The sequence below is a fragment of the Mycobacterium florentinum genome (genome assembly GCF_010730355.1).
GTDB lineage: Bacteria > Actinomycetota > Actinomycetes > Mycobacteriales > Mycobacteriaceae > Mycobacterium > Mycobacterium florentinum.
The window spans coordinates 179,674-202,794 of the sequence record NZ_AP022576.1; the positions used below are offsets into that span (position 1 = coordinate 179,674).

22 protein-coding genes, 1 tRNA gene and 3 pseudogenes are annotated in these 23,121 nt (G+C 67.0%); 16 read left to right on the forward strand and 10 right to left on the reverse strand.

From position 1 onward, the window contains the following. Window positions 1–188 precede the first annotated feature (188 nt). The 3 genes from G6N55_RS00915 (at window position 189) to G6N55_RS00925 (ending at window position 3,263) form a co-directional block, all read left to right on the forward strand. Window positions 189–611, forward strand: coding sequence for an Hsp20/alpha crystallin family protein (locus tag G6N55_RS00915; RefSeq protein WP_085220437.1), 423 nt, complete (start codon window positions 189–191; stop codon window positions 609–611). A 714-nt stretch (window positions 612–1,325) separates the two neighbouring features. Beyond that, window positions 1,326–2,561, forward strand: a complete 1,236-nt coding sequence (locus tag G6N55_RS00920) for an MFS transporter (protein ID WP_232078886.1) — start codon at window positions 1,326–1,328, stop codon at window positions 2,559–2,561. A 240-nt stretch (window positions 2,562–2,801) separates the two neighbouring features. Continuing rightward, entirely contained in the window at window positions 2,802–3,263 is a 462-nt protein-coding gene (locus G6N55_RS00925) for an Hsp20/alpha crystallin family protein (protein WP_085220435.1), read from the forward strand. Between the two features lie 104 nt (window positions 3,264–3,367). On the opposite strand, the gene G6N55_RS00930 is transcribed toward G6N55_RS00925, so the two are convergent. Further along, window positions 3,368–5,497 (reverse strand): amylo-alpha-1,6-glucosidase, encoded by a 2,130-nt coding sequence (locus tag G6N55_RS00930; protein ID WP_085220434.1) that lies wholly within the window; start codon window positions 5,495–5,497, stop codon window positions 3,368–3,370. Continuing rightward, window positions 5,494–6,681 (reverse strand): glycosyltransferase family 4 protein, encoded by a 1,188-nt coding sequence (locus G6N55_RS00935; RefSeq protein WP_085220433.1) that lies wholly within the window; start codon window positions 6,679–6,681, stop codon window positions 5,494–5,496. Before G6N55_RS00935 ends, G6N55_RS00930 begins: the two co-directional genes overlap by 4 nt. 450 nt (window positions 6,682–7,131) lie before the next feature. Between G6N55_RS00935 and G6N55_RS00945 the strand changes: the two genes are divergently transcribed. Continuing rightward, window positions 7,132–7,764 (forward strand): TetR/AcrR family transcriptional regulator, encoded by a 633-nt coding sequence (locus G6N55_RS00945; protein WP_085220432.1) that lies wholly within the window; start codon window positions 7,132–7,134, stop codon window positions 7,762–7,764. Between the two features lie 197 nt (window positions 7,765–7,961). Here G6N55_RS00945 and G6N55_RS00950 read toward each other — a convergent pair whose 3' ends face one another. The 5 genes and pseudogenes from G6N55_RS00950 to G6N55_RS00970 form a co-directional block, all read right to left on the reverse strand. Then, entirely contained in the window at window positions 7,962–8,396 is a 435-nt protein-coding gene (locus tag G6N55_RS00950; RefSeq protein WP_085220431.1) for a type II toxin-antitoxin system VapC family toxin, read from the reverse strand. A 3-nt stretch (window positions 8,397–8,399) separates the two neighbouring features. Further along, window positions 8,400–8,708, reverse strand: a pseudogene (locus G6N55_RS00955) (type II toxin-antitoxin system Phd/YefM family antitoxin); the annotation flags it as partial. A gap of 181 nt (window positions 8,709–8,889) precedes the next feature. Continuing rightward, window positions 8,890–9,075 (reverse strand): hypothetical protein, encoded by a 186-nt coding sequence (locus tag G6N55_RS29620; protein WP_232078887.1) that lies wholly within the window; start codon window positions 9,073–9,075, stop codon window positions 8,890–8,892. 568 nt (window positions 9,076–9,643) lie between these two features. Continuing rightward, window positions 9,644–10,519, reverse strand: a complete 876-nt coding sequence (locus G6N55_RS00965; protein WP_085220430.1) for a zinc-dependent alcohol dehydrogenase family protein — start codon at window positions 10,517–10,519, stop codon at window positions 9,644–9,646. 5 nt (window positions 10,520–10,524) lie between these two features. After that, window positions 10,525–10,610, reverse strand: a tRNA-Leu gene (locus G6N55_RS00970). A 345-nt stretch (window positions 10,611–10,955) separates the two neighbouring features. On the opposite strand from G6N55_RS00970, the gene G6N55_RS00975 reads away from it, so the two are divergent. From G6N55_RS00975 to G6N55_RS00990, 4 genes and pseudogenes are all read left to right on the forward strand, one after another. Next, window positions 10,956–12,302 carry a M20/M25/M40 family metallo-hydrolase gene (locus G6N55_RS00975; RefSeq protein WP_085220601.1) on the forward strand — a complete coding sequence of 449 codons (1,347 nt, stop codon included), beginning with the start codon at window positions 10,956–10,958 and terminating at the stop codon, window positions 12,300–12,302. A 28-nt stretch (window positions 12,303–12,330) separates the two neighbouring features. After that, window positions 12,331–12,861 carry a YbhB/YbcL family Raf kinase inhibitor-like protein gene (locus G6N55_RS00980; RefSeq protein WP_085220429.1) on the forward strand — a complete coding sequence of 177 codons (531 nt, stop codon included), beginning with the start codon at window positions 12,331–12,333 and terminating at the stop codon, window positions 12,859–12,861. Then, complete coding sequence (locus G6N55_RS00985; protein ID WP_085220428.1) at window positions 12,862–13,446, forward strand: alpha/beta fold hydrolase; 585 nt, start codon at window positions 12,862–12,864, stop codon at window positions 13,444–13,446. 47 nt (window positions 13,447–13,493) lie between these two features. Beyond that, window positions 13,494–14,848, forward strand: a pseudogene (locus G6N55_RS00990) (HNH endonuclease signature motif containing protein). Here the strand turns inward: G6N55_RS00990 and G6N55_RS00995 are convergent. From G6N55_RS00995 to G6N55_RS01005, 3 genes are read right to left on the reverse strand one after another with little or no spacing between them, the layout of a single operon-like run. Further along, window positions 14,845–15,939 (reverse strand): quinone-dependent dihydroorotate dehydrogenase, encoded by a 1,095-nt coding sequence (locus tag G6N55_RS00995; RefSeq protein WP_232078888.1) that lies wholly within the window; start codon window positions 15,937–15,939, stop codon window positions 14,845–14,847. The pseudogene G6N55_RS00990 and the gene G6N55_RS00995 overlap by 4 nt on opposite strands. A gap of 2 nt (window positions 15,940–15,941) precedes the next feature. Further along, the gene (locus G6N55_RS01000) at window positions 15,942–16,196 is read right to left on the reverse strand and encodes a DUF5703 family protein (RefSeq protein WP_085220427.1); all 255 of its coding nucleotides are present in this window, start codon (window positions 16,194–16,196) and stop codon (window positions 15,942–15,944) included. Then, the gene (locus tag G6N55_RS01005; RefSeq protein ID WP_179968157.1) at window positions 16,193–17,194 is read right to left on the reverse strand and encodes a YncE family protein; all 1,002 of its coding nucleotides are present in this window, start codon (window positions 17,192–17,194) and stop codon (window positions 16,193–16,195) included. The genes G6N55_RS01000 and G6N55_RS01005 overlap by 4 nt, the downstream gene beginning before the upstream one ends. 170 nt (window positions 17,195–17,364) lie before the next feature. Here G6N55_RS01005 and G6N55_RS01010 point away from each other — a divergent pair, with 170 nt between their 5' ends. From G6N55_RS01010 to G6N55_RS01045, 8 genes and pseudogenes are all read left to right on the forward strand, one after another. After that, window positions 17,365–17,667, forward strand: coding sequence for a hypothetical protein (locus G6N55_RS01010; RefSeq protein WP_085220426.1), 303 nt, complete (start codon window positions 17,365–17,367; stop codon window positions 17,665–17,667). A 61-nt stretch (window positions 17,668–17,728) separates the two neighbouring features. Then, window positions 17,729–17,812 (forward strand): annotated as a pseudogene (locus G6N55_RS01015) (undecaprenyl-diphosphate phosphatase); the annotation flags it as partial. 20 nt (window positions 17,813–17,832) lie between these two features. Further along, a complete protein-coding gene (locus G6N55_RS01020; RefSeq protein WP_085220425.1) occupies window positions 17,833–18,573 on the forward strand; it encodes a histidine phosphatase family protein in 741 nt (246 codons plus the stop codon). Between the two features lie 63 nt (window positions 18,574–18,636). Further along, window positions 18,637–19,224: a DUF3090 domain-containing protein gene (locus G6N55_RS01025; RefSeq protein ID WP_085220424.1), complete on the forward strand. Its 588-nt coding sequence runs from the start codon at window positions 18,637–18,639 to the stop codon at window positions 19,222–19,224. Continuing rightward, on the forward strand, window positions 19,208–20,023 hold the full coding sequence (locus tag G6N55_RS01030; RefSeq protein ID WP_085220423.1) for an SCO1664 family protein: 816 nt from the start codon (window positions 19,208–19,210) through the stop codon (window positions 20,021–20,023). Before G6N55_RS01025 ends, G6N55_RS01030 begins: the two co-directional genes overlap by 17 nt. A gap of 53 nt (window positions 20,024–20,076) precedes the next feature. Continuing rightward, complete coding sequence (locus tag G6N55_RS01035; protein WP_085220598.1) at window positions 20,077–20,844, forward strand: 3'(2'),5'-bisphosphate nucleotidase CysQ; 768 nt, start codon at window positions 20,077–20,079, stop codon at window positions 20,842–20,844. Between the two features lie 116 nt (window positions 20,845–20,960). Next, the gene (gene mshC / locus G6N55_RS01040) at window positions 20,961–22,208 is read left to right on the forward strand and encodes a cysteine--1-D-myo-inosityl 2-amino-2-deoxy-alpha-D-glucopyranoside ligase (protein ID WP_085220422.1); all 1,248 of its coding nucleotides are present in this window, start codon (window positions 20,961–20,963) and stop codon (window positions 22,206–22,208) included. 25 nt (window positions 22,209–22,233) lie between these two features. Continuing rightward, entirely contained in the window at window positions 22,234–23,115 is an 882-nt protein-coding gene (locus G6N55_RS01045) for an SDR family oxidoreductase (RefSeq protein WP_085220597.1), read from the forward strand. Window positions 23,116–23,121 lie beyond the last annotated feature (6 nt).

A 23,121-nucleotide genomic window follows, 5' to 3' on the forward strand; every position in this document is an offset into this window, starting at 1 on the left:
CGGGGCCGTCACCTGCCGCCGCGTCGTTCCTCGGCAGTTCAGAAAGGGGTTGCGAGATGTCTGCGCACCTTGCCGCCGATCCCCGTTGCGCCAAACCTGCTCCTAGATCTTGCGTAAGTCTGCGGGTAGTGGTATCACAAAACTGTATTCATGACCATAGATAATCTTCCTCGATTGGAGGTGAACTCATCGTGTTGATGCGTACAGACCCGTTCCGCGATGTCGACCGTTTCGCCCAACAGGTATTCGGCACCGCGGCCCGGCCCGCGGTTATGCCGATGGATGCCTGGCGCGAGGGCGACCAGTTCATCGTCGAATTCGAGCTGCCTGGCGCCAAGCCGGATTCACTGGATCTCGAGGTCGAGCGCGATGTGCTCACAGTGCGCGCCGAACGACCCGACCTCGATCAAAACCGCGAGATGGTCGCCGCCGAGCGTCCGCGTGGCGTGTTCAGCCGGCGGCTGTTCCTCGGGGACAACCTCGACCTCGACAAGATCGACGCCAACTATTACGACGGCGTGCTCAGACTGACGATCCCGATCGCCGAGCAGGCCAAGCCGCGGCGCATCGAGATCAGCCACGACGGCCAACGAACGGCGATCAACGCCTAACGGCCCAGGGCCGCACCCTTCCTCGGGCGAGCGCGCGGTCGCCGCCCATGCGGCCCTGCCTTTGCAGATTGTCACCCGTGAACGAGGAGGTGATGCGTCGACAGCCGAAACGCCGCATGAGGTGAATCCGTGCCGTCGACAACCACTGATGACGACGGACTGGCGCTACTGACGCATGATTGCGCGCGCATCGCCACTCATCGTGGCCCCGTCAGTGGATGGCACGGAACTTGCCGACAGGGGGTGGGCGCGCGCAACCACTCAGCGTGCGCGACCAGTCACCCGCGCGCGCCCACCCCGACACACGATTGTCGGTCGCGTCTGTCGCCAACCGGATGGCTCGCGATGACGGGCCCGACCCGTACTAAATAGCACACGCCTACCGGCGCCAACTACATGACTATCACCCCGCCCGGCGCCGCGGCGAACCGAATCCTGTTGCGGGCCAACTGCTTCAGCAGATCGTGGGCGCCTGCGCACCGCTTCCAGACCCGCACCGCCGGGCCGCCCACGAGAACCGTGGACCAATTGTGCTGAGAGACAGGGGCTCTGCGCCCGTTTTGATCCCGGACGCCAATGCAAAGGCACAGCACAACCGGTGGGCGAGTGTTGCACAATCATGGATACCGTCGGCGAGCCGTCAGTCGTCCATGCGGACGGGTGGTGTCGGCGAGCAGTGACGAAATCTGATCGGTTGTGGGCACAGGGGATGAGGTGGCACTTCGGGCGGGGCGTGATCGGACAGCCCTCTACGCGGTGAATTTCTTTATGGCCGACATGTCGGCCGGCATGGGCCCGTTTCTGGGTGTGTTGTTGCAAAGCCGTGGTTGGAGCACCGGCGCCATCGGCGCGGTGATCACGCTCGGCGCCATCGTCGGCATGGTCGCGGTCGCCCCGGCGGGAGCGTTCGTTGATGCCACCACCCGCAAGCGGGCATGCGTCATCGCGGTGGCTGTGTGCACGGTGACGGCCTCGGCGCTGATCTTGTCTTCGCGGCAGTTTTGGGTCGTCGCCGCCGCGCAGGCCGCGATGTGCATTGCGGGAGCGACCATCGCCCCGGCGCTGATCGGAATCACCCTCGGTGTGGTGGGCCAGGCGGGCTTCACCGGCCAAAACGGCCGCAACCAGGCCTCTAACCACGCCGGCAACATGGCCGGCGCCGCGCTTTCGGGGTTGCTGGGCTGGCAGTTCGGATACCCCGCGGTGTTCTGGCTGGCCGCCGCGTTCGCGGTGATCACGATCGGCTGCGTGCTGGCCATACCCGCGGGGCACATCGACCACCGGGTTGCGCGCGGCGCGGCGCGTGGCCCCGATCAAGTCGCGGTCAAGGCATCGCGGGTGCTGCTGCGGTCGCGGCCGCTACTCGCCGTGGCCGCGACCATGGTGCTGTTCTGGTTGGGCAACGCGGCCATGTTGCCGCTCTACGGAATGGCGGTGGTCGCTGCCCACGCCAACCCGTTCACCACTGTTGCCGCGACCGTCGTGATCGCCGAAGCGGTGATGATCCCCGCGGCGCTGGTGGCCACCCGCGTCGCGCAAGTGCGAGGCTACTGGCTGGCGATCCTGATCGCGCTGGTCACCCTCCCCATTCGCGGGCTGCTCGCCGCCGGCGTGATCACTACCTGGGGGGTGATCCCGGTGGAGATACTCGACGGCATCGGCGGAGGCATCCTGTCGGTGGCCGTACCCGGACTGGTAGCGCGCATCCTGGACGGCACCGGCCACATCAACGTCGGCCAAGGCGCCATCATGAGCGCGCAGGGCCTCGGTGGTGCACTAAGCCCCGTCCTGGGGGGATTCATCGCCCAAGTATTCGGGTTCCCGGCGGCCTTCATCGCACTCGGGGCGCTTTCGGTGGGTGCGTTGCTGATCTGGGTTCGCTTCGCGCCCATATTGCGCCGCGCCGGCAACCCCGCGGCTACGGCAGCTGCCCGGGCCGAGACGGGCTGAGGGTCGACGAGCCCAGCCGACCGGGTGGTGTCGGCCTCACCCGAACGTGTCTCCCTGGTCTTGCACGCGGTTGCTGATTGCGGTGCGGGGCTACTGGCTGGCGCAACTCGAAACGGGGCTTCTTGCCCGGGTCGGCAGCGTCTGGCACTGCGGCGGTGAGAGCGCTAATGTTGGTGTTACACAGTGGTTTTGCCGCCCACCAGGGTGGCGGGCGGCGAGTGTGACAGGAGGTGAATCGCTGTGTTGCGTTTCGATCCGTTCAGTGAGTTTGATGCGCTTGTCCGAGATGTGCTGGCCGGGCCAACCGGGTCGGGCCGCAGTCCTCGCTTCATGCCGATGGACTTGTGCAAGATTGACGACCACTACGTGCTGACCGCCGATCTGCCGGGGGTTGATCCGGGGTCGGTGGACGTCAGTCTGGAGAGCGGGACCCTGACGGTTTCGGCGCGTCGCACTGCCCGCTCCGAGGATTCGGTGCAGTGGCTTGCCGCCGAACGGTTCTTCGGCGAGTACCGGCGGCACGTAGCACTCGGTGAGGGCATCGATGCGTCGGCGATCAGCGCGACATATGAAAACGGTGTGCTGACGGTGACCATCCCGCTGGCCGAACGGGCCCGGCCGCGCAAGATAGAGATCGCGCACGGCGCGGGACCAAAAGTCATCGAGGGGCAGGTCGTTGACTCCCCCTCGGACACCGCGTAGCGGCCAGTTCCGACACCCGCGGCGGGCGATGCCCGCCGCGGGTTTATCCGCAGCCAACGATCGCGCGGCATATGGCGGCAATTGCGACGCGGCCGCGATCTTGTTCACCGTGGCGCGGTGTGCAGCTGCCAGTCCTCGGGCATGCGCAGTATCTTGACCGTCTCACCCTCGGCCTCCAGGTCGACCGCGATGTTCCCAAGGCGTAGGTCGGTCAGCACGACGCGGCCCCACGCCTCCGGCAGATGCGGCGATACCGCTATTTGGCGGTGCGGCGTGTGCGGCTCGAGTCCCAGGAACGATCTGAGCAGTAGGACTGGCGCGGCGCTGGACCAGGCTTGCGGTGAGCATGAGGTGGGGTACGGGATGGGTGCGCGGAATTGTGATCGGGGAAATCCGCAGTACAGTTCGGGCAGCCGGGCCCCGAACGCGTCGGCGGCATCCAGCAGGCCGGCGGCTAATCGTTGGGCCAGGGCCAGGGCGCCGGGCACGTGGCGGTAGCGCAGCAGTCCGGCGACCGCGATCGCGGTGTCGTGTGGCCAGACCGCGCCGTTGTGGTAGCTCATGGGGTTGTAGGCACCCATCGTGGTGGCCAGGGTGCGCAGCCCGAACCCGGAGTCCATCTGATCGGTTGCCAGGTGTTCGACGAGCGCCGCGGCGTGCTCGTCGGTCGCGATGCCGGTCCACAGGCAATGAGCGACGTTGCTGGTCAACGCATCGACGGGGTGTTTGTGTCCGTCCAGAGCGACTGCGTACCACCCGTGTTGCGGTAGCCAGAACGTCTCGAGGAACCGGGTCCGTAGTGTTTGAGCGCTCTCACGCAGTTGTGCGGCCCGGGCGATGTCGTCGAACGCCTCGGCGAGTTCGGCGCGTGCCAGTAGCGCTGCGTAGTAATAGCCCTGTACCTCGCACAGCGCGACCGGCGGCTCGGCGCTGCGACCACCTGCATCGTTTATGCCATCGAAGCTGTCTTTCCAGCCCTGGTTGATCAGGCCACGGTCGGTGGCACGCTGGTATTCGACGAACCCGTCGCCGTCGCGATCGCCATAACGCTCGGCCCACGCCAGCGCGGCGTCGGCCGCCGGCAGTAGGGCGCGCACCGCCGATTCGTCGGCACCCCAGCGCCAAGCTTCGGCCAGCAGCATCACGAACAACAGGGTGGCATCCACCGACCCGTAATAGATGGCACCGCCGAGCACATCGGTGCTGGCCGGGCCGCGGCGGATCTCATGCATGATCCGCCCGGGCTCTTCTTCGGTGATCGGTTCGACGCGCCGGCCCTGCACCGCGGCCAGCTGCTGCAGGGTGCCCATCGACAGCCCGACATCCAGCGGCAACGCCATCCACGCGGTCAGCAGGCTGTCGCGGCCGAACAGCGTCATGAACCAGGGCGCTCCGGCGGCCACAAACGACCGGCCGCGCCCCGTCTCGTCGTGCATCAGCAGCGCGCCGAGGTCGCTTTCGGTCTGGCGCAGCACCTCGGTGAGCACGCGATGGCCGGCCTCAACGGTCGTCGCCGTATCCCGCCAGGCCTCCAGTCTGCGTGCCGGGGCGCTGGACTCCAGATTCTCGCCGCGACGGAATCGAGCCCTGACGGTCTTGTTGGCCCACGTCGGCTCGGCGTGTATCTCGGTGTGCCATGCCTGGCCCGCCGGCACCACCACCCGCCACGTCAGCAACCCCGGTGACACCATCGGCTCACCAGAGGCGGTTACGGTCAGGCCGCGGAGGCGATCGCCCCACTCGCGCAGCGCGAGTTCGCCGTCGACGACCGCGACCTCGGCGCCACCGGGCGCCGCCCGTCCCTCCTTAACCGAGAACAGGTCGGCGAAGTCGGCATCGACATGCAACTCGAGGACCACCACGGTGGGTTCGTGGTCGAGGTTGTGCACCGAAATGGTCTCGCGTAGCCCATCGGCCACCAACCGCTCCCTCACCAGCAGAAGCGTGCTGTCGACGCCGCCGCCGTGCGGCGCGCGGCGCAGAATGAATTGCGTCGCAAACGCCGCCGACGGCTGCACCGACAACGGTTCGGGCGCCTGACCGTCGACCCTGAGCTCCCACTTCGACAACACCCGCGCGTCGCGGAAGAACAACCCATGCGGGCGCCCCACCACGATGTCGCCCTGGCAATCGGACAGACAAAACGTCGCCCCTTCCACCAACGTGACGGTGGCAGACCCCGCCCCGATGCGCGCCGGCGCACCGGTGTTGAACGCCGCGGGCGGCGCCGTCATGCGGTGGCCTTCTCTCCCGGCGACTCACGCCGCCCGGATATCGGCTTCATCGTCGCCCGGGTCGTCTCGTTGCCGCCCAGCAGCCGGTGATAGATCTTCTCGTATCCCGAACCCAACTGGCCCACACCGAAGTTCGCCGCGACATGGCGACGGCAGGCATGCGGGTCCAGGCTGCCCGCGCGCTCGATCGCGGCCGCCAGCTGGGCTGGCCGCTCGCAAATCACACCTGTGACCCCGTCGACGACCACCTCAGGCACCGCGCCGCCACGCAACGCCACCACCGGTGTGCCGCAGGCCATCGCCTCGATCATCACTACCCCGAACGGTTCCTCCCATTGGATCGGAAACAGCAGACACCGCGCGCCGGCGAGCAGTTTGCGCTTGCTGGCCGCGTCGGCCTCGCCGAACACGTGATCGCTGCTGGCCAGCAGCGGACGCACCCGCTCATCGAAGTAGGCCTTCTCCGCCGGTTCGTTGCACTTGCCGGCCAACACGAGCGGGATGCCCGCGTCGTGCGCGGCTTGCACGGCAAGATGCGCACCTTTGTACGGGGCGAAGCGGCCCAAGAACAGCGCGTAATCGTCCTTGTCGGATTGAAACGGCCACTGCTCGATCTGCAGCGCATTATGCACGCGCCCAACCCAATTCAGGTCCGGGGCCAACTCGCGCTGGCGATCACTGATGGCTACCAGCGCGACGTCGTCGCCCAGCTCGCGATAGTACGGGTACAGGTCCTTGTCGATGGGGCCATGCACCGTCACCACCGTCGACAATCCCAGCTCGTGGTAGACGGGCACGTTGAGCACACCGGCGAAGGTGTGATCGTGAACGATGTCGATCCGCTCGGCCGCGGCGATCCGCGCGATGGTGCTGCGCACCTTCAGTGCGTGCATGACCTCTGGGTAGGGTTCGCCTAGCCGATCGGGAAGCGTCTGATCCCACACCGGCACAAACCTTGCCGTCGTGCCCGGTTGCCCAGCCCCCACCACCGTCACATCGTGGCCACGGGCGACCAGCGCATCAGCAAGATCGGCGAGCACCGCCTCCACACCGCCGTAAGCCTTGGGCGGAATGTCGAAATACGGGGGCGCGACCTGCACAATCCGTAACCGCTGGGCCTGGCCATCGGCTCGGGAATCCATCGAGGCGCACTGCACCCCCTGAACGAAGTCGATGCTGCGCATTCGGGTTTTCCTCCTCTTCCACTTTCACCGGCGTTAGCACTCTCATTCGCTGAGTGCTAATTATGGCGCAGGATGGACCCGTCCGCTACCGCGTCTCGGCACCTCCGGCCCTTGTCCAGCGACGCCGGTCAGCGCAAGTGTGACCACCCAAGGCGCAACTCGGCGATGCCGCGACAATGGCCGCCCGGGCACGAGGTTTTTCTCTCCCAGCATTCCGTGGATGCGGTGCAAGTCGCTATGGCAGACGCCGCAGTAGTCAACCCGCACCGCGACATCGTCGGGGTGCAACTCGCGGCGCTCGATTGTTACGAGAGTCAGTGCGTTGCTGGTCTGGTCCTGACTCTGCCAACCGGTCGTGATTCTCACGCGTGATCCTCTCGACTCAAAACGGAATCTTGATTCAAGATAACATGAATCGGAACATAGATTCCGTTTTGATAGGGTGTGCTTGTGCCCGCCCAGAAGAACCCGCCGGCAGTCGCTCGCCGCCCGCGCCGTGATGCGCTGCGAAACGACGCGGCTGTCATTGCGGCAGCGCGCAGTGTGTTTGCTGAGCAGGGGCCGCAAGCGAGCATGGAGTCGATCGCCGCCCGCGCTGGGCTCGGGGTGGGGACGATCTACCGGCGGTTCGTGGGAAAAGATGCATTACTCGACGCGATCGCGCAACTGTTCGTCGACGAACTCGACGACGCCGCTACAGCAGCACTCAAGGACCCCGATCCCGGCGCGGGATTGCAACGATTTCTCGAATTTGTCGTCGCCTTCAATGCCGAAAAACTCCGGTATGCCGCCGCACTGGCGGATCGCGTCACCAGTGCGGACGCCACCGCGAGAACCAGCGATAAAGTACGACAGCTCACTTCGAAGGCCGTTGAGGCAGGTGCGCTCGCACCTCACGTGACTGCCGAGGACATCAAGGCGCTGATCGTCGCAATTCGGGGAGTGGTGGCGGCCTCCCATGGCGGGGATGAGGTCGCGTGGCGACGCTTCGTGCGCATCCACCTCGTCGGGCTCCGCGCCAACGCACTGACTGACACCGACAACATGTCCTCGCCGAGGCCTGACGAGACTTCGTCAAGTTGATCGGGCCAGCGCCCAGCGCTCGCTTGAAGATCGCTCCACAACTGCGGCAGTACACCGGCAACTGCCGACGTGAGTCGTGTCGCCGGATGTGTCCGAGGGGGGACTTGTCCACCTGCGACACGAGTCCTGACCTGGCGAATCGGTACCTGATCGTCGTCCGCTGCCGGGCTGACGCACTCTAACGTCGAGCGGTCGGGTTAGGGGTCGAGTTGAGCGGGGGCGACGCGGCACCCGGCGGCTTGGGCTCCGGTGTGCAGGCGTCGGTCCCAGACGGCGACGATCAGGCCGGGTTCACCGACAGCCAACGCGCTGGCCAGATGAACAGCGTCGGCTCCGCGCAAGGCATGGGCGCGGGCGAGGCGGCCGGCGTGCTGTTCAATCGTCGCGTTGAGTTCGACTGGGCGGGTGGCGGCCCAGAAGTCCTCCCAGTCACGCTCGGCGTCGGCGAGCTCGGATTCGGTGAGGTCGTGATTGCGGGCCGCTGCGGCGAGCGCGGCGCGGACTTCGGGGTAGGCCAGGCGGCTGGACAATGCGGCATCGCAGCCGTCCCATAGCGCGGACGCCAGCGAACTCCCTGTCTCAGTGGTGAGAAGTTTGACGAAAGCGCTGGCGTCGAAGTAGACGAGCGGCACCGGTCAGCGCCGCTGGTCGCTGACCCGGTCAGACACCGGCCGTCGCGGTCGGGGTCCGGACCGTCCCGCAGCGACGGGCCGCTGCGCGGTGGCCTTGCCGATCACGCCCTCGGCCGTGAGACGCTCCAAGGTGCTTGCGCTGTCCAGCGCGGCCAGTCGCGCGACCGGAATCCCGCGGTCGGTGATGACGACCTCACCACCAGCCCGAGCTCGATCGAGCCAATCGCTGAGGTGCGCGCGCAACTCGGTCACGGATACATCCACACCGTGAACTGTACACTCACTGAACCGTGATTTGTACATGTCACTCTTGAGTGCGGCAGACCCAACCGCCATTCACCGTGGGATTCGACACCACCGTGAATCGCCCCGGTGAGTCCGGACAGGCCGGGGCGATTCAGATGAAGATTTTGGACTCGTCGTCCTGACGACGGGAGAATGCAGATGGCGTTGGCGTGACATCACTTGATTCGAGCGCTAGGAGCAACGGAAGTCAGCCGAAGTCCGCCCATCCCAGCATTTCTCGATAAGGGAGTTCGTTTGGCAACGCGCCCGGCATCGGGCGGGGATCATCTGACCAGCACCCTAGTACGGGGTGCTGTTGGGTCGTGACTCTTGCCAGCGTCTTGTTGCGAATGATGAAGTGCGAGAACTCTTCCAGATAGCGCAGCGTCTCCATGAAGGTGTCGTCGCGAGTGTGGCGATGTCGGCGACATATGCTTTTGGCTGAAATGGATTGGATGACTGCGCTTTCCAGACTCCCAGCCTGTCCAGTTGATCTTGATCGAGCGGCGTGGCAGCGGGGTCGAACTCCTCAAGCCCATTGAGAGTGATCGCTACCGTTGTGGACGAGCCATAGCTTCGCGACAACTGATGTTGGGTATCGAGGGGAATCGCGTGAATTCGGTTGCGCAACTGTCCGATAACCCAAGCGTATGAGCCCAACGATTCCAGCTCTGAGCTGTCTATCGGTTCGAACTTCTCGATAACTGAGCGCAGTTCGTCCACCGAGGTGAGGGATCCACGCTGCTTGTCGGGATCGAGGCTGGTGTCGAACCATGTTCGAGTGACGCGCGCGTACCTGTCCACCAGCTGGGCCTGGGCTCGCCGGGGAGCCACTGGAGGTGGTGGCCTGAGATTTCTACCCTTGTCTCAGCTCTTTCACCCGCGTTTGGTGCTGTCGCGGCGGTCTTACGTCGCCATGATGGCGAAGTGCGATCGAGCGATCCGGGTTCCCGCGGCACGCGCTAGCTTTGGCCAGGGGCGATGACCACCGTGCCGTCGCGGCCGGGGGATTCGGCTTCGGTCACGGCATCGCGGATGAGGTTGAGCGGGTAATTAGCACCTGGGGTGGTCGTGAGGACACCTTCACGGACGAGGGCCACGATCTCGTCGATGAGTTGGGCGACGGCCGAGCGTCCGTTCGAGAAGAAGCCGCTGTCGTCGAGGCGCGGCAGCCAATAGCCTAGCCAGTACACCTCGAGCCGTCGTCGCCCCGACAGGGTAAAGCGGGGGTCCTCGCCGACCCGGACGGGCTGGTCGGTCAATGACCCGTATAGCAGCATCCGGCCGTCGATGCTGAGTGAGCGGAACATTTCGGTTCCGGTCTGCCCCGCCACGGCGTCGACGGCGTAATTGACACCGTCAGGCCCGACGATGTTGCGGACCTGTTCGTCGATGGGTGCCTCGGTCGAAATGAGCACCGCGTCCGCGCCAAGGGCTTGCAGCTCGGCGAGGGCTTCCTTTCGGCGGACGATATTGAGCGTTTTGATTCCGTCTCGTTTGGCCAATCTGATGATCATGCGGCCCAGCTCTGAGCCTGCGGCCGATTGCAAAAGCCACTGTCCAGGTGGCACGGCCAGCACGTGGCGCAACATGAGGATGGCCGTGGCGGGGTTGATGAGGAAAGATGCCACCTGCTCGTCGGGGATGTCGTCGGGTACCGGGTAGGCCTTGGCGGCCTGGATGATGGCGTATTCAGCCCAATTGCCGCCCTGGGAGTTCCGGCAGATGACGCGTTGACCGATCGTGAGATGGTTCACGGCTGGCCCCAGAGCGTCCACGATGCCCACGTCTTCGAACCCGGCCGGTGCTGGGAAACACCGGGGTGACCCCGGACTCAGTCGTGTGTCCGAGGGGGGACTTGAACCCCCACGCCCATTAGTAGGGCACTAGCACCTCAAGCTAGCGCGTCTGCCATTCCGCCACTCGGACCAGGCCAACGAGAGTTGGCAGCTAAGGCTAGCGGATCCGCCCGCGCGGACCCAACTTAGCTGGCCGACAGCGCATCAATTGCACGGCTATCTGTGGTGGTGGCGTACCCGACAGGGCAGACATCCACCTTGATGGCCTTCAATGGCGCGGCCGGCAACCTGGGGGTGCGCAGGCGCGGCGACGGTCACCTCACCGAGCCCCAAAACCGTGGAGCCCAGAACGGTTACGGCAACCAAGCCGGCCAATCGCTTCATGCGCAGAAAATGCCATACCCCCCTGGGGTAAAGTGCGGCGGCGCGCGGCTTGTCGAGCCGGGTAACCCGGGCAGTGGTAGGAAAGGTGGTTGTGACAGTTGAGAACGAAGTTCCCAACCATCCCAGCGACGATGTGGTCGAGGTGGTCAGCAGGCTGATCCGGTTCGACACCACCAACACCGGCGAACCCGAGACCACGCAGGGCGAGGCCGAATGCGCCCACTGGGTCGCCGAGCAGCTCGCCGAGGTCGGCTACCAGCCCGAGTATCTCGAATCCGGCGCCCCCGGGCGCGGCAACGTGTTCGTCCGCCTCAAGGGCGCCGACTCCTCACGTGGCGCACTGCTGATCCACGGGCATCTCGACGTCGTGCCGGCCGAACCGGCCGACTGGAGCGTGCACCCGTTTTCCGGCGCGGTCGAGGATGGCTACGTCTGGGGTCGTGGCGCGGTCGACATGAAGGACATGGTCGGCATGATGATCGTCGTGGCCCGCCAGTTGAAGCAGGCGGGCATCGTGCCGCCCCGCGATTTGGTGTTCGCGTTTGTGGCCGACGAGGAGCACGGCGGCAAGTTCGGGTCGCACTGGCTGGTCGACAACCGTCCCGACCTGTTCGCGGGTATCACCGAGGCGATCGGCGAGGTCGGCGGGTTCTCGCTGACCGTGCCGCGTCGCGACGGCGGAGAACGCCGGCTGTATCTGATCGAGACGGCCGAGAAGGGCATCCAGTGGATGCGGCTGACCGCCCGCGGGCAGGCGGGACATGGCTCGATGGCCAACGAGCGCAACGCGGTCACCCTGCTCGCCGAGGCGGTCGCCCGGATCGGCCGGCACCAGTTTCCGCTGGTGATGACCGACACCGTCGCGCAGTTCCTAGCCGCTATCAGCGACGAGACCGGCCTGGCCTTCGACACCGAGTCCGATGATCTGGACGGCGTGATCGAAAAGCTCGGCCCGATGGCCCGCATGCTGACGGCGGTTTTGCGCGACACGGCCAACCCGACGATGCTCAAGGCCGGATACAAGGCCAACGTGATCCCCGGGAGCGCCGAGGCGGTGGTGGATTGCCGGGTGCTGCCCGGCCGGCAGGCCGCGTTCGAGGCCGAAATCGACGAGCTGCTCGGCCCGGACGTGACCCGGGAGTGGATCAGGGACTTGCCGTCGTACGAGACCAGCTTCGACGGCGACCTCGTCGATGCCATGAACGCCGCGGTGCTGGCGGTCGACCCGGACGGCCGCACGGTGCCCTATATGCTCTCCGGTGGCACCGATGCGAAAGCCTTCGCGCGCTTAGGAATTCGCTGCTTCGGCTTCGCGCCGCTGAAGCTGCCGCCGGAATTGGATTTCGCTGCACTGTTCCACGGCGTCGACGAGCGGGTGCCCGTCGATGCGTTGCGGTTCGGCACCGACGTGATGGCCCACTTCTTGACCCATTGTTAGAAAACTCACCGAAACGAGAGGATCGACCATGAGCTCGCCGCCCGACCCGTATGACGCCCTGCCCAAGCTGCCGTCGTTCAACCTGACCTCGACCTCGATCACCGACGGTCAACCGCTGGCCAAGCCGCAAGTCAGCGGCATCCTGGGCGCCGGGGGAGAAGACGTCAGCCCGCAGCTGAGCTGGTCGGGATTCCCCGCGCAGACACGCAGTTTCGCGGTCACCGTCTATGACCCCGACGCCCCGACGGCCTCCGGGTTCTGGCACTGGGCCGTCGCCAACCTGCCCGTCGACGTCACCGAGCTGCCCGCGGACGCGGGAGACGGTCGTGAGTTGCCCGGCGGCGCGCAGCAGCTGGTCAACGACGCCGGCATGCGCCGCTTCATCGGTGCCGCGCCGCCGCCCGGACACGGCCCGCACCGCTACTACGTCGCCGTGCACGCGGTCGACGTCGACAAGCTGGACCTCACCGAAGACGCCAGCCCGGCATTTCTCGGCTTCAACCTGTTCCAGCACGCGATAGCGCGGGCCTACATCGTTGGCACCTACGAACAGAACTAGGTGAGCGCTCGCGCGTGCGTGCTCGTGCTACCGGGCGGCCGCGTGCGCAGCGCCGAGGCGTCGCGGTGGTGGCAGGCGGCCAACGTCCGGATGATGTTGGTCGCTGCCGCCTTGCGGTGGCGGCTGGGCCGCGGCGTCGAGGTGCGCCGTGTCCAGTACCGGCTGCGCGGGTGGAACAGTCCGCGCTACGACCCGGTGGTCGACGCCAGCGCGGTGCTTGACGCTGTCCGTGCCCGGTTCGAGCCGAAAAATATTGTGCTGGTTGGCCATTCAATGGGCGGTCGAGTCGCCACCCGGCTGGCCGCCGGTGGACGGGTCGGCGCGGTGGTCGCGCTGGCGCCGTACTGGCCCCGCGACGACGGTGACCTGATCGAGGCGCCGACCCGGCTGCTGGTCGTGCACGGCACCGCCGACACCCGGACCGACCCGGGCGCCTCGCGCGTCCAGACGCTGCGGGCCCGTGAGCGCGGGCTGGACGCGCAGTGGGTGGGCATCGAGGGTGCCGGCCATTCCATGGTGCGGCCCTATTTCGAATGGCACCGCCGCGCTACGGATTTCGTCGCCGAGTACCTGTCGGGCGTCTAGTTTCGCGCCCGGGCATTCTTGTCGGTGGGCCGAGTTAAAATTCGAACATGAGTTCGAGTAGTCGCGAGGAGATCCAAGCGGATTTCGACGCGCTGCGTGGCGCGGTGTCACGTGTTGTCGGGCATTCGTTTGACGCGTTGACCACTCCGGAGCGGTTGGCGTTGTTGGGGCGCCTCGAGCACGAGACGCGGCGGCTCCGGGTGCCAGGGCATGAGTTGATCAATCAGATCGCCGAGCAGGCCGCGCCGGAAGAGCTGGGCGGCAAGGCTTCTCATGCCCTGGCCGACTGGCTGCGCATCTCTCGTGGCGAGGCCTGCCGGCGTATTGCCGAGGCCGCAGACTTGGGGCCGCGGCGTGCGATCACCGGCGAGCCGCTGCCACCGCTATTGACCGCGACGGCCGCGGCCCAGCGCGACGGCAAGGTCGGCCCAGCCCACATCGCGGTGATCCGCCAGTTCTTCGATCGGTTGCCGCAGTCGGTAGACATTGAGACCCGGGAATGCGCCGAGAAGGATCTGGCCGAACACGCCACCCAATATCGACCCGACCAGGTGGCCAAGCTCGCCGACCGGCAGGTCGCTTGCCTGAATCCCGACGGCAACTACACCGACGACGACCGGGCCCGCCGACGCGGATTTGTCCTGGGCAACCAAGAAAGCGATGGAATGTCGCCGCTGCGGGGATGGCTGACGCCCGAGGCACGCGCCACCTTGGAGGCGGTGCTGGCCAAGCTCGCCGCACCGGGGATGTGCAACCCGAGGACGAAACGCCTGTCATCGACGGGCCGCCCGATGACGCGCCGCGCGACCTCCGGTCGATGGCCCAACCTAACCACGACGGACTCCATGCCGCGCTACGGGCCGTGTTGGCGAGCGGAAAACTCGGACAGCACAACGGTTTACCCGCCACGATCATCGTGACCACCACGCTAAAGGAGCTCGAAGCGGCGACCGGCACGGGCCTCACCGGTGGCGGCGCCCTACTGCCAATGTCCGATGTGATTCGGATGGCCCGCCACGCCCATCACTACCTGGCGATCTTCGACGAGGGTAATGCCATCGGTCTGTATCAGACCAAGCGATTGGCTTCAGTCGGTCAACGAATAGTGCTCTACGCCAAAGATCGTGGTTGCACCCACCCCGGCTGCGACGTGCCCGGCTACTTGTGCGAGGTCCACCACGTCGAAGACTGGGCCAGCACCCACCGCACCGAGATCGACCAGCTGACCTTCAGGTGCGGCACCCATCACAAACTCCTCGAGGCCGGCTGGACCACCCGAAAACGCAGAGACGGTGCGACCGAATGGATTCCACCGCCGCATCTCGATCGCGGCCAACCGCTAACCAACACCTTTCATCACCCGGAGAATCTGCTAGCCGGCGACGAAGACGCGGCGGCCTAGGCGGGAGGGGTGCCGGGCTGCTGTGCCGCCGAACCGACCGCGTCGCTCAACGAGGCGAAGCCGCCGTCGTGCAGCCGCTTCGCGATGCCGTCGTGAATGTGCTTGGGCCACAAGCCGCCTCCGTAGATGAAGCCGGTATAGCCCTGCAGCAGTGAGGCGCCCGCGGTGATGCGCTGCCACGCGTCGTCGGCGGTCTCGATGCCCCCGACGCTGATCAGCACCAGACGATCGCCGACCCGCCGATACAGCCGGCGCAGTACCTCGACGGCGCGGTGTGCCACCGGCGGCCCGGAGATGCCGCCGGGACCGAGCTCGTCGACGCCCGGGGTGCGCAGCCCGTCGCGCGACACCGTGGTGTTGGTCGCGACGATGCCGGCCAGCCCGAGCTCGACGGCCAGGTCCGCAATGTCGTCGACGTCGGAATCGGAGACGTCCGGGGCGATCTTCACCAGCACCGGCACCGAGGTCTCGGCGAGCACCGCCGACAGGATGGGCCGCAGCGATTCGACGGCCTGCAGATCGCGCAGCCCCGGCGTGTTCGGCGAGCTGACATTGACCACCAGATACGACGCCAGCGGGCCGACCAGCCGGGCGCTGGCCCGATAGTCCTCGACGGCCTCGTCGGCCGGTGTGACCTTCGTCTTGCCGATGTTCACCCCGATCGGCACGTCCGGCTGATGGCGGGCCAGCCGGGCGGCCAGCGCCCCGGCACCGTGATTGTTGAACCCCATCCGGTTCAGCAGGGCCCGATCGTCGGGCAGCCGGAACAGGCGCGGCGCCGGATTGCCGGGCTGTGGGTGCGCGGTGACGGTCCCGACCTCCGCATACCCGAAACCCAAGGCGCCCCAGGTGCTCAGCCCCATGCCGTCCTTGTCGAAGCCGGCGGCCAGTCCCAGCGGCGCGGGGAAGCGCACCCCGAACACCGTGCTGGCCAACACCGGATCGGTCGGGCCGAGCAGCCGGTGTAGCAGCCGACGCGGCACCCCGACGGCCGTCGCGGCGCGCAAAGCGGCGAACACCAGCGTGTGAATGCGTTCGGGCGGGATCAAGAAAAACACCCGGCGCAGCAGACCGTACGGACCGCTATCCACCGTCACAGTTCCGGCTGATCGGGCCAACGGTTGCTGACACGAGACTTCTTGCGGCGCAACAACACTCGTCGACTGCCGTCGTTATACAGCCGCACTCGGGTCAGCTCCCAGCCACGGTATTCCGCCTCGATGGACAGCCGGATGGAGGCGGTCAGCCTGGTCACTTCCGGCGGCAGGCGCAACGGCACCCACTCGTAGTCGTCGGACATGTCCGCGACCCAGCCCGCCGGCAGCCGACTCCACCGCGGCGCCGTCAACGCGTTCCCGCCGCGCGCTCGATGACCTGGACCCCTGCGCCGGACCCCGACACCACGTACAAGGTGTCCGACGCCTCGTCAAAGGCTAACGAGTTGGGTTGCTGCACAGTTGGGTAACGCACCTTCTCGACGGGAATTCCGGTTGATAAATCGTAACCAATAACCATATTCGATGCGGTTTGAGACACCCAGGCCAAATCGCGAGAGCCGGCCAATCCGTACGGGGCCTGTCGCACCGGGTAGGCCTGCCGCAGGAGCAGCGGGTCGACGCCGTACACCAGCAGTTCGTCGCCGCGGGTGTCGGCCACCAGGACCCGGCCCACCGGATCGGCGGCCATCGTGGTCGCGCCCGCGCCGGCCCGCAGCGACTGCGCGACACGGCCGTCGGCGCCGATCGAGGTCACCGAGGTCTGGCCGCGATCCAGCACCACGGTCGTATTTCCGTGTGTCACAAGCCAATCGACCCGAGCGAAGATCGTCGTCCGATTCTCGACCGCAGCGGTACCCGAGCCATCGGGCGAAGCCAGGGTGTACACGGCGCCGTCGGCGCTGCCCAGCACCAGCTTGCCGTCGGCACGGCGCGCGATCGCGGTGAAGTCCACGCCGGCCGAAGCCGCGACGTTCACCGGTGCGGTGTGGCCGCCGGCCAGGTCCAGCACGACGTAGCCGCCGCGGGTGGACAGGTAGGCGGTGCCATGGCCGTCGCCGGTCACCGCGGTCGCCGGCCCCGGCAGCCCGATGACATGCGGCGCGAGCTGCCCTTGACCGAATATCGCGACGCTGGCGCGCGCTGCGGGGTCGCTGCCGGGGGTCAAAACCGCCAGCTGGTGAGTGCCGTCGTCGAAGACCGTCGCCGCCGCGGCTCCGGCCAGCGGCCGCACCGTGCCGGCCGGCTGCTGCGATGCCGGCGGCGACTGGGCGGGGCGCGCCGCTTCGATGGTCGGCGGGGAGCTACCGAGCGGATTCGATGAACAACCAGCGATCAGTGTCAGCAAAATGACCAGGCCAACAGAACATCGTTGAGCTGCGAGTTTCTGGTATCTAAGCCGTGATAGCAACAACCAACCTTGAATCGGTGGACGTGGAATACAAATTCTAAGGAACGGTTCCGCATCCAATAGGGCCATGTCGCCCACATCCGCCCGTACTGGAGAGGTATGGTCGGATTATGACCGTCACCGCTGACCGGCATACCGCAGACAAGGAGTTTGCTGTCGAAGACATTTCGACAGGAATCTTCGCGAGCGGATATGGTCAAGTCGGTGACGGACGCAGTTTTTCGTTTCACATCGAGCATCGCTCGCTCGTCGTCGAAGTTTACCGGCCCTGCCTTGCCGGGCCCGTTCCGCAGGCCGAGGACGTGGTCGCGACGGCGGTGCGCGGTCTGGTCGACATCGACCTCACCGATGAGCGCAGTTTGACCGCAGCGGTGCGTGACTCGGTCGCGGCAGCGGTTCCCGTCCCGCGCTAGTCACTTCGGGTAGCGGCCCACCGCACCAGGTACGGTCGTCGTCGTGGCAGCGGTTTCGGCGATGTCGTGGTGGCAGGTCACCGCGCTGTCGGTAGTTCAGGGTTTGACCGAGTTTCTGCCGGTCTCATCGTCCGGGCACCTGGCGACCGGGACGGTGGCCGCGACATGACCGTCATCCTGTTGCGCCACGGCCGCTCGACCTCGAACACCGCGGGCATCCTGGCCGGCCGTTCCGAGGGCGTCGACCTCGACGACAAGGGCCGCGAGCAGGCCGCGGGGTTGATCGACCGCATCGGTGACCTGCCGATCCGCGCGGTGATCACCTCGCCGCTGCTGCGCTGCCGGAACACGGTCGCGCCGCTGGCCGAGGAGCTGTGCCTGGAGCCGTTCGTCGAAGACCGGCTCGCCGAGGTGGACTACGGCGACTGGACGGGCCGCAAGATCGGCGAGCTGGCCAACGAGCCGCTGTGGCGGGTGGTGCAGGCGCACGCCAGCGCGGCGGTGTTTCCCGGCGGCGAGGGCCTGGCGCAAGTGCAGGCGCGCGCGGTGGCCGCCGTACGGGAACACGACCGGCGGCTGGCCGAGGAGCACGGCGGCGACGCGCTGTGGGTGGCTTGCACTCACGGTGATGTCATCAAGTCGTTGATTGCCGACGCGTACGGCATGCATCTGGACGGCTTCCAGCGCGTCACCGCCGACCCGGCGTCGGTGAGCGTGATCCGGTACACACCGCTGCGGCCGTTCGTGTTACACGTCAACCACACCGGTGGAAGGCTGGCGGCGGCGTTGCGGGCCGGGCCCCCACCCAAGGCCGACGCCGAAAGCGACAAATCGGAAGAGCCGCAACAACAACCGGCCGAAGCGGAGCCGTCGAGCGACGCGGTCGTCGGGGGATCCACTGACTAACTCGGTTGCAGCAACCGAATCGAATCGCCTTGCGACGGCAACAGCCGGTATTTTGGAGGTGCCATGGCTCGCGCAATCCATGTATTCCGTACACCCGACCGCTTCGTGGCCGGGACCGTCGGTCAGCCCGGAAATCGCACCTTCTATATCCAAGCGGTGGGCGATTCCCGAGTGGTGTCGGTGGTGCTGGAGAAGCAACAGGTCGCCGTGCTCGCCGAGCGCATCGGTGCGCTGCTGCTCGAGGTGAACCGCCGGTTCGGCACACCCGTCCCGCCGGAGCCGGCCGAGGTCGACGACCTCAACCCGCTCATCACACCCGTCGACGCGGAGTTCCGGGTCGGGACCATGGGCCTGGGCTGGGATTCCGAGGCCCAGACTGTGGTGGTCGAACTGCTGGCCGTCACCGATGCCGAGTTCGACGCGTCGGTGGTGCTCGACGACACCGACGAAGGCCCCGACGCGGTGCGCGTGTTCTTGACCCCGGAGTCGGCACGGCAGTTCGCCACCCGATCCAATCGGGTGATCTCGGCGGGACGCCCGCCATGCCCCCTGTGCGAGGAACCGCTGGACCCCGAGGGCCACATCTGCCCGCGCGCCAACGGTTACAAGCGCAGTGCGCTACTCGGGTCCACCGATGAACCCGAAGAATGACGATCGAGAGGTCTTGCGGGACGGCGAGCTGACGGTCCTCGGACGGATCCGCTCGGCCAGTAACGCCACCTTCCTGTGCGAGTCCACGCTTGGCGAGTCCAGCGTGCACTGCGTCTACAAGCCGATCTCCGGCGAGCAGCCGCTCTGGGACTTTCCCGACGGAACGTTGGCCGGCCGCGAACTCGCCGCGTATCAGGTGTCGACGCAGTTGGGCTGGAACCTGGTGCCCTACACCATTATTCGTCACGGACCGGCGGGCCCCGGCATGCTGCAGCAGTGGGTGCAGCAGCCCGGGGACGCGGTGGACAGCGATCCGCGGCCGGGGCCGGATCTGGTGGACCTGTTTCCCGCCGACCGGCAGCAGCCGGGTTATCTGCCGGTGCTGCGGGCCCACGACTACAGCGGAGACGAGGTCGTGCTGATGCACGCCGACGACATTCGCCTGTGGCGGATGGCGGTGTTCGACGTGCTCGTCAACAACGCCGACCGCAAGGGCGGACACATCCTGCGCGACCTCGAGGGCCACGTCTACGGCGTCGACCACGGGGTGTGCCTGCACGTCGAGAACAAGCTGCGCACCGTGCTGTGGGGGTGGGCGGGCAAGCCGATTGACGAAGACACGTGCAAGTCGGTCGCCGGCCTAGTCGACGCGCTGGGCGGTGAGTTCGGCGATGCGCTGGCCGGACAGATCACCCGTACCGAGATCGCGGCGCTGAGCATGCGGGCGCACGCGCTGCTGGACAACCCGGTGATGCCGGTCCCCAATCGGCATCGCCCCATTCCCTGGCCCGCGTTTTAGGGTCCGGCATCGGTGTCGGCGATACTGAAGCGGTGAGCCCGGCCACCAATGAGATGACAGATGCCGAATTGGCCGCCGATCTCGCCGCCGACGCGGGGGAGCTGCTGCTCAAGGTGCGCGAGGAGGTCGGGTTCGGTCATCCCTGGATGCTCGGTGATGCGGGCGACAGCATGGCCAACGAGCTGATCCTGCGGCGGCTGCGGGCCGAGCGTCCCGACGACGCGGTGCTCAGCGAGGAAGCCTACGACGATCTCAAGCGGCTCAAGCACGACCGGGTCTGGATCATCGATCCGGTGGACGGCACCCGCGAGTTCTCCACCCCGGGCCGTGACGACTGGGCGGTGCACATCGCGCTGTGGCAGCGTCCCATCGATGGCCGACGCGAAATCACCGATGCCGCAGTCTCTTTGCCCGCGCGTGACAACATCGTGTATCGCAGTGACACGGTAAACGACAGCCAGGCGCGGGTCGGGATTCCGCACACGTTGAGGATCGCCGTCAGTGCCACCCGGCCGCCCGCCGTGCTGCACCGCATCCGGCAGTCGCTGGCGATCCAGCCGGTGGGGATCGGTTCGGCGGGCGCCAAGGCGATGGCCATCATCGACGGCGACGTCGACGCCTACCTGCATGCCGGCGGCCAATGGGAATGGGATTCGGCGGCGCCGGCCGGGGTGGTGATGGCCGCGGGGATGCACGCGTCACGGCTGGACGGCTCGCCGATGCGTTACAACCAGGAGGACCCCTACCTGCCCGACTTCGTGATGTGTCGTGCGGAGGTGGCCCCGATCCTGCTCGGCGCCATCCGCGACGCATGGCGCTGACCGGCCGCGGCTAGCCTGATCGCCCGCCTCGCCCCCTCGCCGCGGTGCGGCTGGGAGGTGCCCCCGCCTCGGCCCGCCGCATGGGCCGCATCGTCGCCGGGCCTAAAGTCGACAGCATGCAGTCGTGGTCTCCCGCACAGGTTCCGGTGGTTCCCGGACGCGGCCCCGAACTACGGCTCTACGACACCTCCGACCGCCAGGTCCGCCCGGTCGCGGCCGGGTCCCCGCCCGGTTCGGCCGCCACCATGTATGTCTGCGGGATCACGCCGTATGACGCCACGCATCTGGGCCACGCGGCCACTTACCTGGCGTTCGACCTGGTGCACCGGCTGTGGCTGGATCTCGGGCACGAGGTGCACTACGTGCAGAACGTCACCGACGTCGACGACCCGCTGTTCGAGCGGGCCAACCGCGACGGCATCGGCTGGCGCGAGCTCGGCGACCGCGAGGTGGCGCTGTTCCGCGAGGACATGGCCGCGCTGCGGGTGTTACCGCCGCGCGAGTACGTGGGGGCGACCGAAGCCATTCCCGAAGTCGTAGAGCTCGTCGAAAAGATGCTGGCGTCCGGGGCGGCGTACGTCGTCGACGACGAATACCCGGACGTCTACTACCGCGCGGATGCCACACCGCAGTTCGGCTACGAGTCGGGCTACGACCGCGACACCATGCTGCGGCTGTTCGCCGAGCGCGGCGGCGACCCGGATCGGGCCGGCAAGACCGACGAACTCGACGCGCTGCTGTGGCGGGCCGAGCGACCCGGGGAGCCCAGCTGGCCGTCGCCGTTCGGCCCCGGCCGGCCGGGCTGGCACGTCGAATGCGCGGCGATTGCACTGAGCCGCATCGGCAGCGGTCTCGACATTCAGGGCGGCGGCACCGACCTGATCTTCCCGCATCACGAGTTCACCGCCGCACATGCCGAATGTGTAAGGGGCGAAAGGCGTTTCGCCCGACATTACGTGCACGCCGGGATGATCGGCTGGGACGGGCACAAGATGTCGAAGAGCCGCGGCAACCTGGTGCTGGTGTCGGGGCTGCGCGCGCAAGGCGTCGAACCGGCGGCCATTCGGCTCGGTCTGCTGGCTGGGCACTATCGCGCGGACCGATCATGGAGCCAGCAGCTGCTCGACGAGTCGGCCGAGAGGGTGCAGCGCTGGCGCACCGCGACGACGCTGCCCGCGGGCCCGGACGCCACCGACGTCATCGCCCGGGTGCGCAAGTATCTGGCCGACGACCTCGACACCCCCAAAGCGATTGCGGCACTTGATGGTTGGGCCACCGACGCACTCGAGTACGGCGGGCACGACGAGAATGCGCCAAAGTTGGTGACCACCGCGATCGACGCGCTACTCGGGGTGGAACTGTAATCGCTGCGAAAGGTAGATGACGGCCATGACAACGCTGCAGGGCAAGGTCGTTCTCATCACGGGAGGCGCCCGCGGAATCGGCGCCGAGGTCGCACGCCGGTTGAGCGCCTTGGGCGCCAAACTCGTGCTGACGGACCTCGACAAGGCCGAGCTGGACACGATGGCCGCCGAACTCGGTGGCGACGAACAGGTGCTGACAATGGTCGCCGACGTGCGCGATCTGCCCGCCATGGAGGCCGTCGTCGACAAGGCGGTGGAACGCTTCGGCGGCCTCGACGTCGCGGTGGCCAACGCCGGCATCGCCAGCTACGGGTCGGTGCTGCAGGTCGACCCGGAGGCATTCAAGCGGGTGCTGGACGTCAATCTGCTCGGGGTCTTTTACACCGCGCGCGCCGCGCTGCCCGCGCTGATCGACCGGCGCGGCTACCTGCTGATCGTCTCATCGCTGGCCGCGTTCGCGGCGTCCCCGGGAATGGCGTCCTACGACATGTCGAAGGCCGGCAACGAGCATCTGGCCAACGCGCTGCGCCTGGAGGTGGGCCACCGCGGCGTCGGCATCGGCGTGGCGCACATGTCCTGGATCGACACCGCGCTGGTCCGCGACACCAAGGCCGACCTGGCGTCGTTCGGCAATTTTCTCAAGGCGCTGCCCTGGCCGTTGAGCAAGACCACGTCGGTGGACAAGTGCGCGACGGCGTTCGTCAAGGGCATCGAGGGCCGCAAGGACCGGGTCTACTGCCCGGGCTGGGTGGCCGTATTCCGCTGGCTCAAGCCGGTGCTGTCCAGCGCCGTCGGTGAACTTCCCGTGCGCAAGTCCTCCGCCGCGCTGGTGACTCAGATGGATGCCGAGGTCGCCGCGCTCGGCCGCTCCACCAGCGCCTACAACGAGGAATTAGGCAAGCACTAGTCCGCG

What these genes read in the sequence shown, in the direction of transcription:
- G6N55_RS00930 (WP_085220434.1), bottom strand. Translation starts at nt 5,497, where the DNA reads ATGACGGCGCCGCCCGCGGCGTTCAACACCGGTGCGCCGGCGCGCATC.
- G6N55_RS00935 (WP_085220433.1), bottom strand. Translation starts at nt 6,681, where the DNA reads ATGCGCAGCATCGACTTCGTTCAGGGGGTGCAGTGCGCCTCGATGGAT.
- G6N55_RS29620 (WP_232078887.1), bottom strand. Translation starts at nt 9,075, where the DNA reads ATGGAGACGCTGCGCTATCTGGAAGAGTTCTCGCACTTCATCATTCGC.
- G6N55_RS00980 (WP_085220429.1), top strand. Translation starts at nt 12,331, where the DNA reads ATGAGCTCGCCGCCCGACCCGTATGACGCCCTGCCCAAGCTGCCGTCG.
- G6N55_RS01010 (WP_085220426.1), top strand. Translation starts at nt 17,365, where the DNA reads ATGACCGTCACCGCTGACCGGCATACCGCAGACAAGGAGTTTGCTGTC.
- G6N55_RS01020 (WP_085220425.1), top strand. Translation starts at nt 17,833, where the DNA reads ATGACCGTCATCCTGTTGCGCCACGGCCGCTCGACCTCGAACACCGCG.
- G6N55_RS01025 (WP_085220424.1), top strand. Translation starts at nt 18,637, where the DNA reads ATGGCTCGCGCAATCCATGTATTCCGTACACCCGACCGCTTCGTGGCC.
- G6N55_RS01030 (WP_085220423.1), top strand. Translation starts at nt 19,208, where the DNA reads ATGAACCCGAAGAATGACGATCGAGAGGTCTTGCGGGACGGCGAGCTG.
- G6N55_RS01035 (WP_085220598.1), top strand. Translation starts at nt 20,077, where the DNA reads ATGACAGATGCCGAATTGGCCGCCGATCTCGCCGCCGACGCGGGGGAG.
- mshC (WP_085220422.1), top strand. Translation starts at nt 20,961, where the DNA reads ATGCAGTCGTGGTCTCCCGCACAGGTTCCGGTGGTTCCCGGACGCGGC.
- G6N55_RS01045 (WP_085220597.1), top strand. Translation starts at nt 22,234, where the DNA reads ATGACAACGCTGCAGGGCAAGGTCGTTCTCATCACGGGAGGCGCCCGC.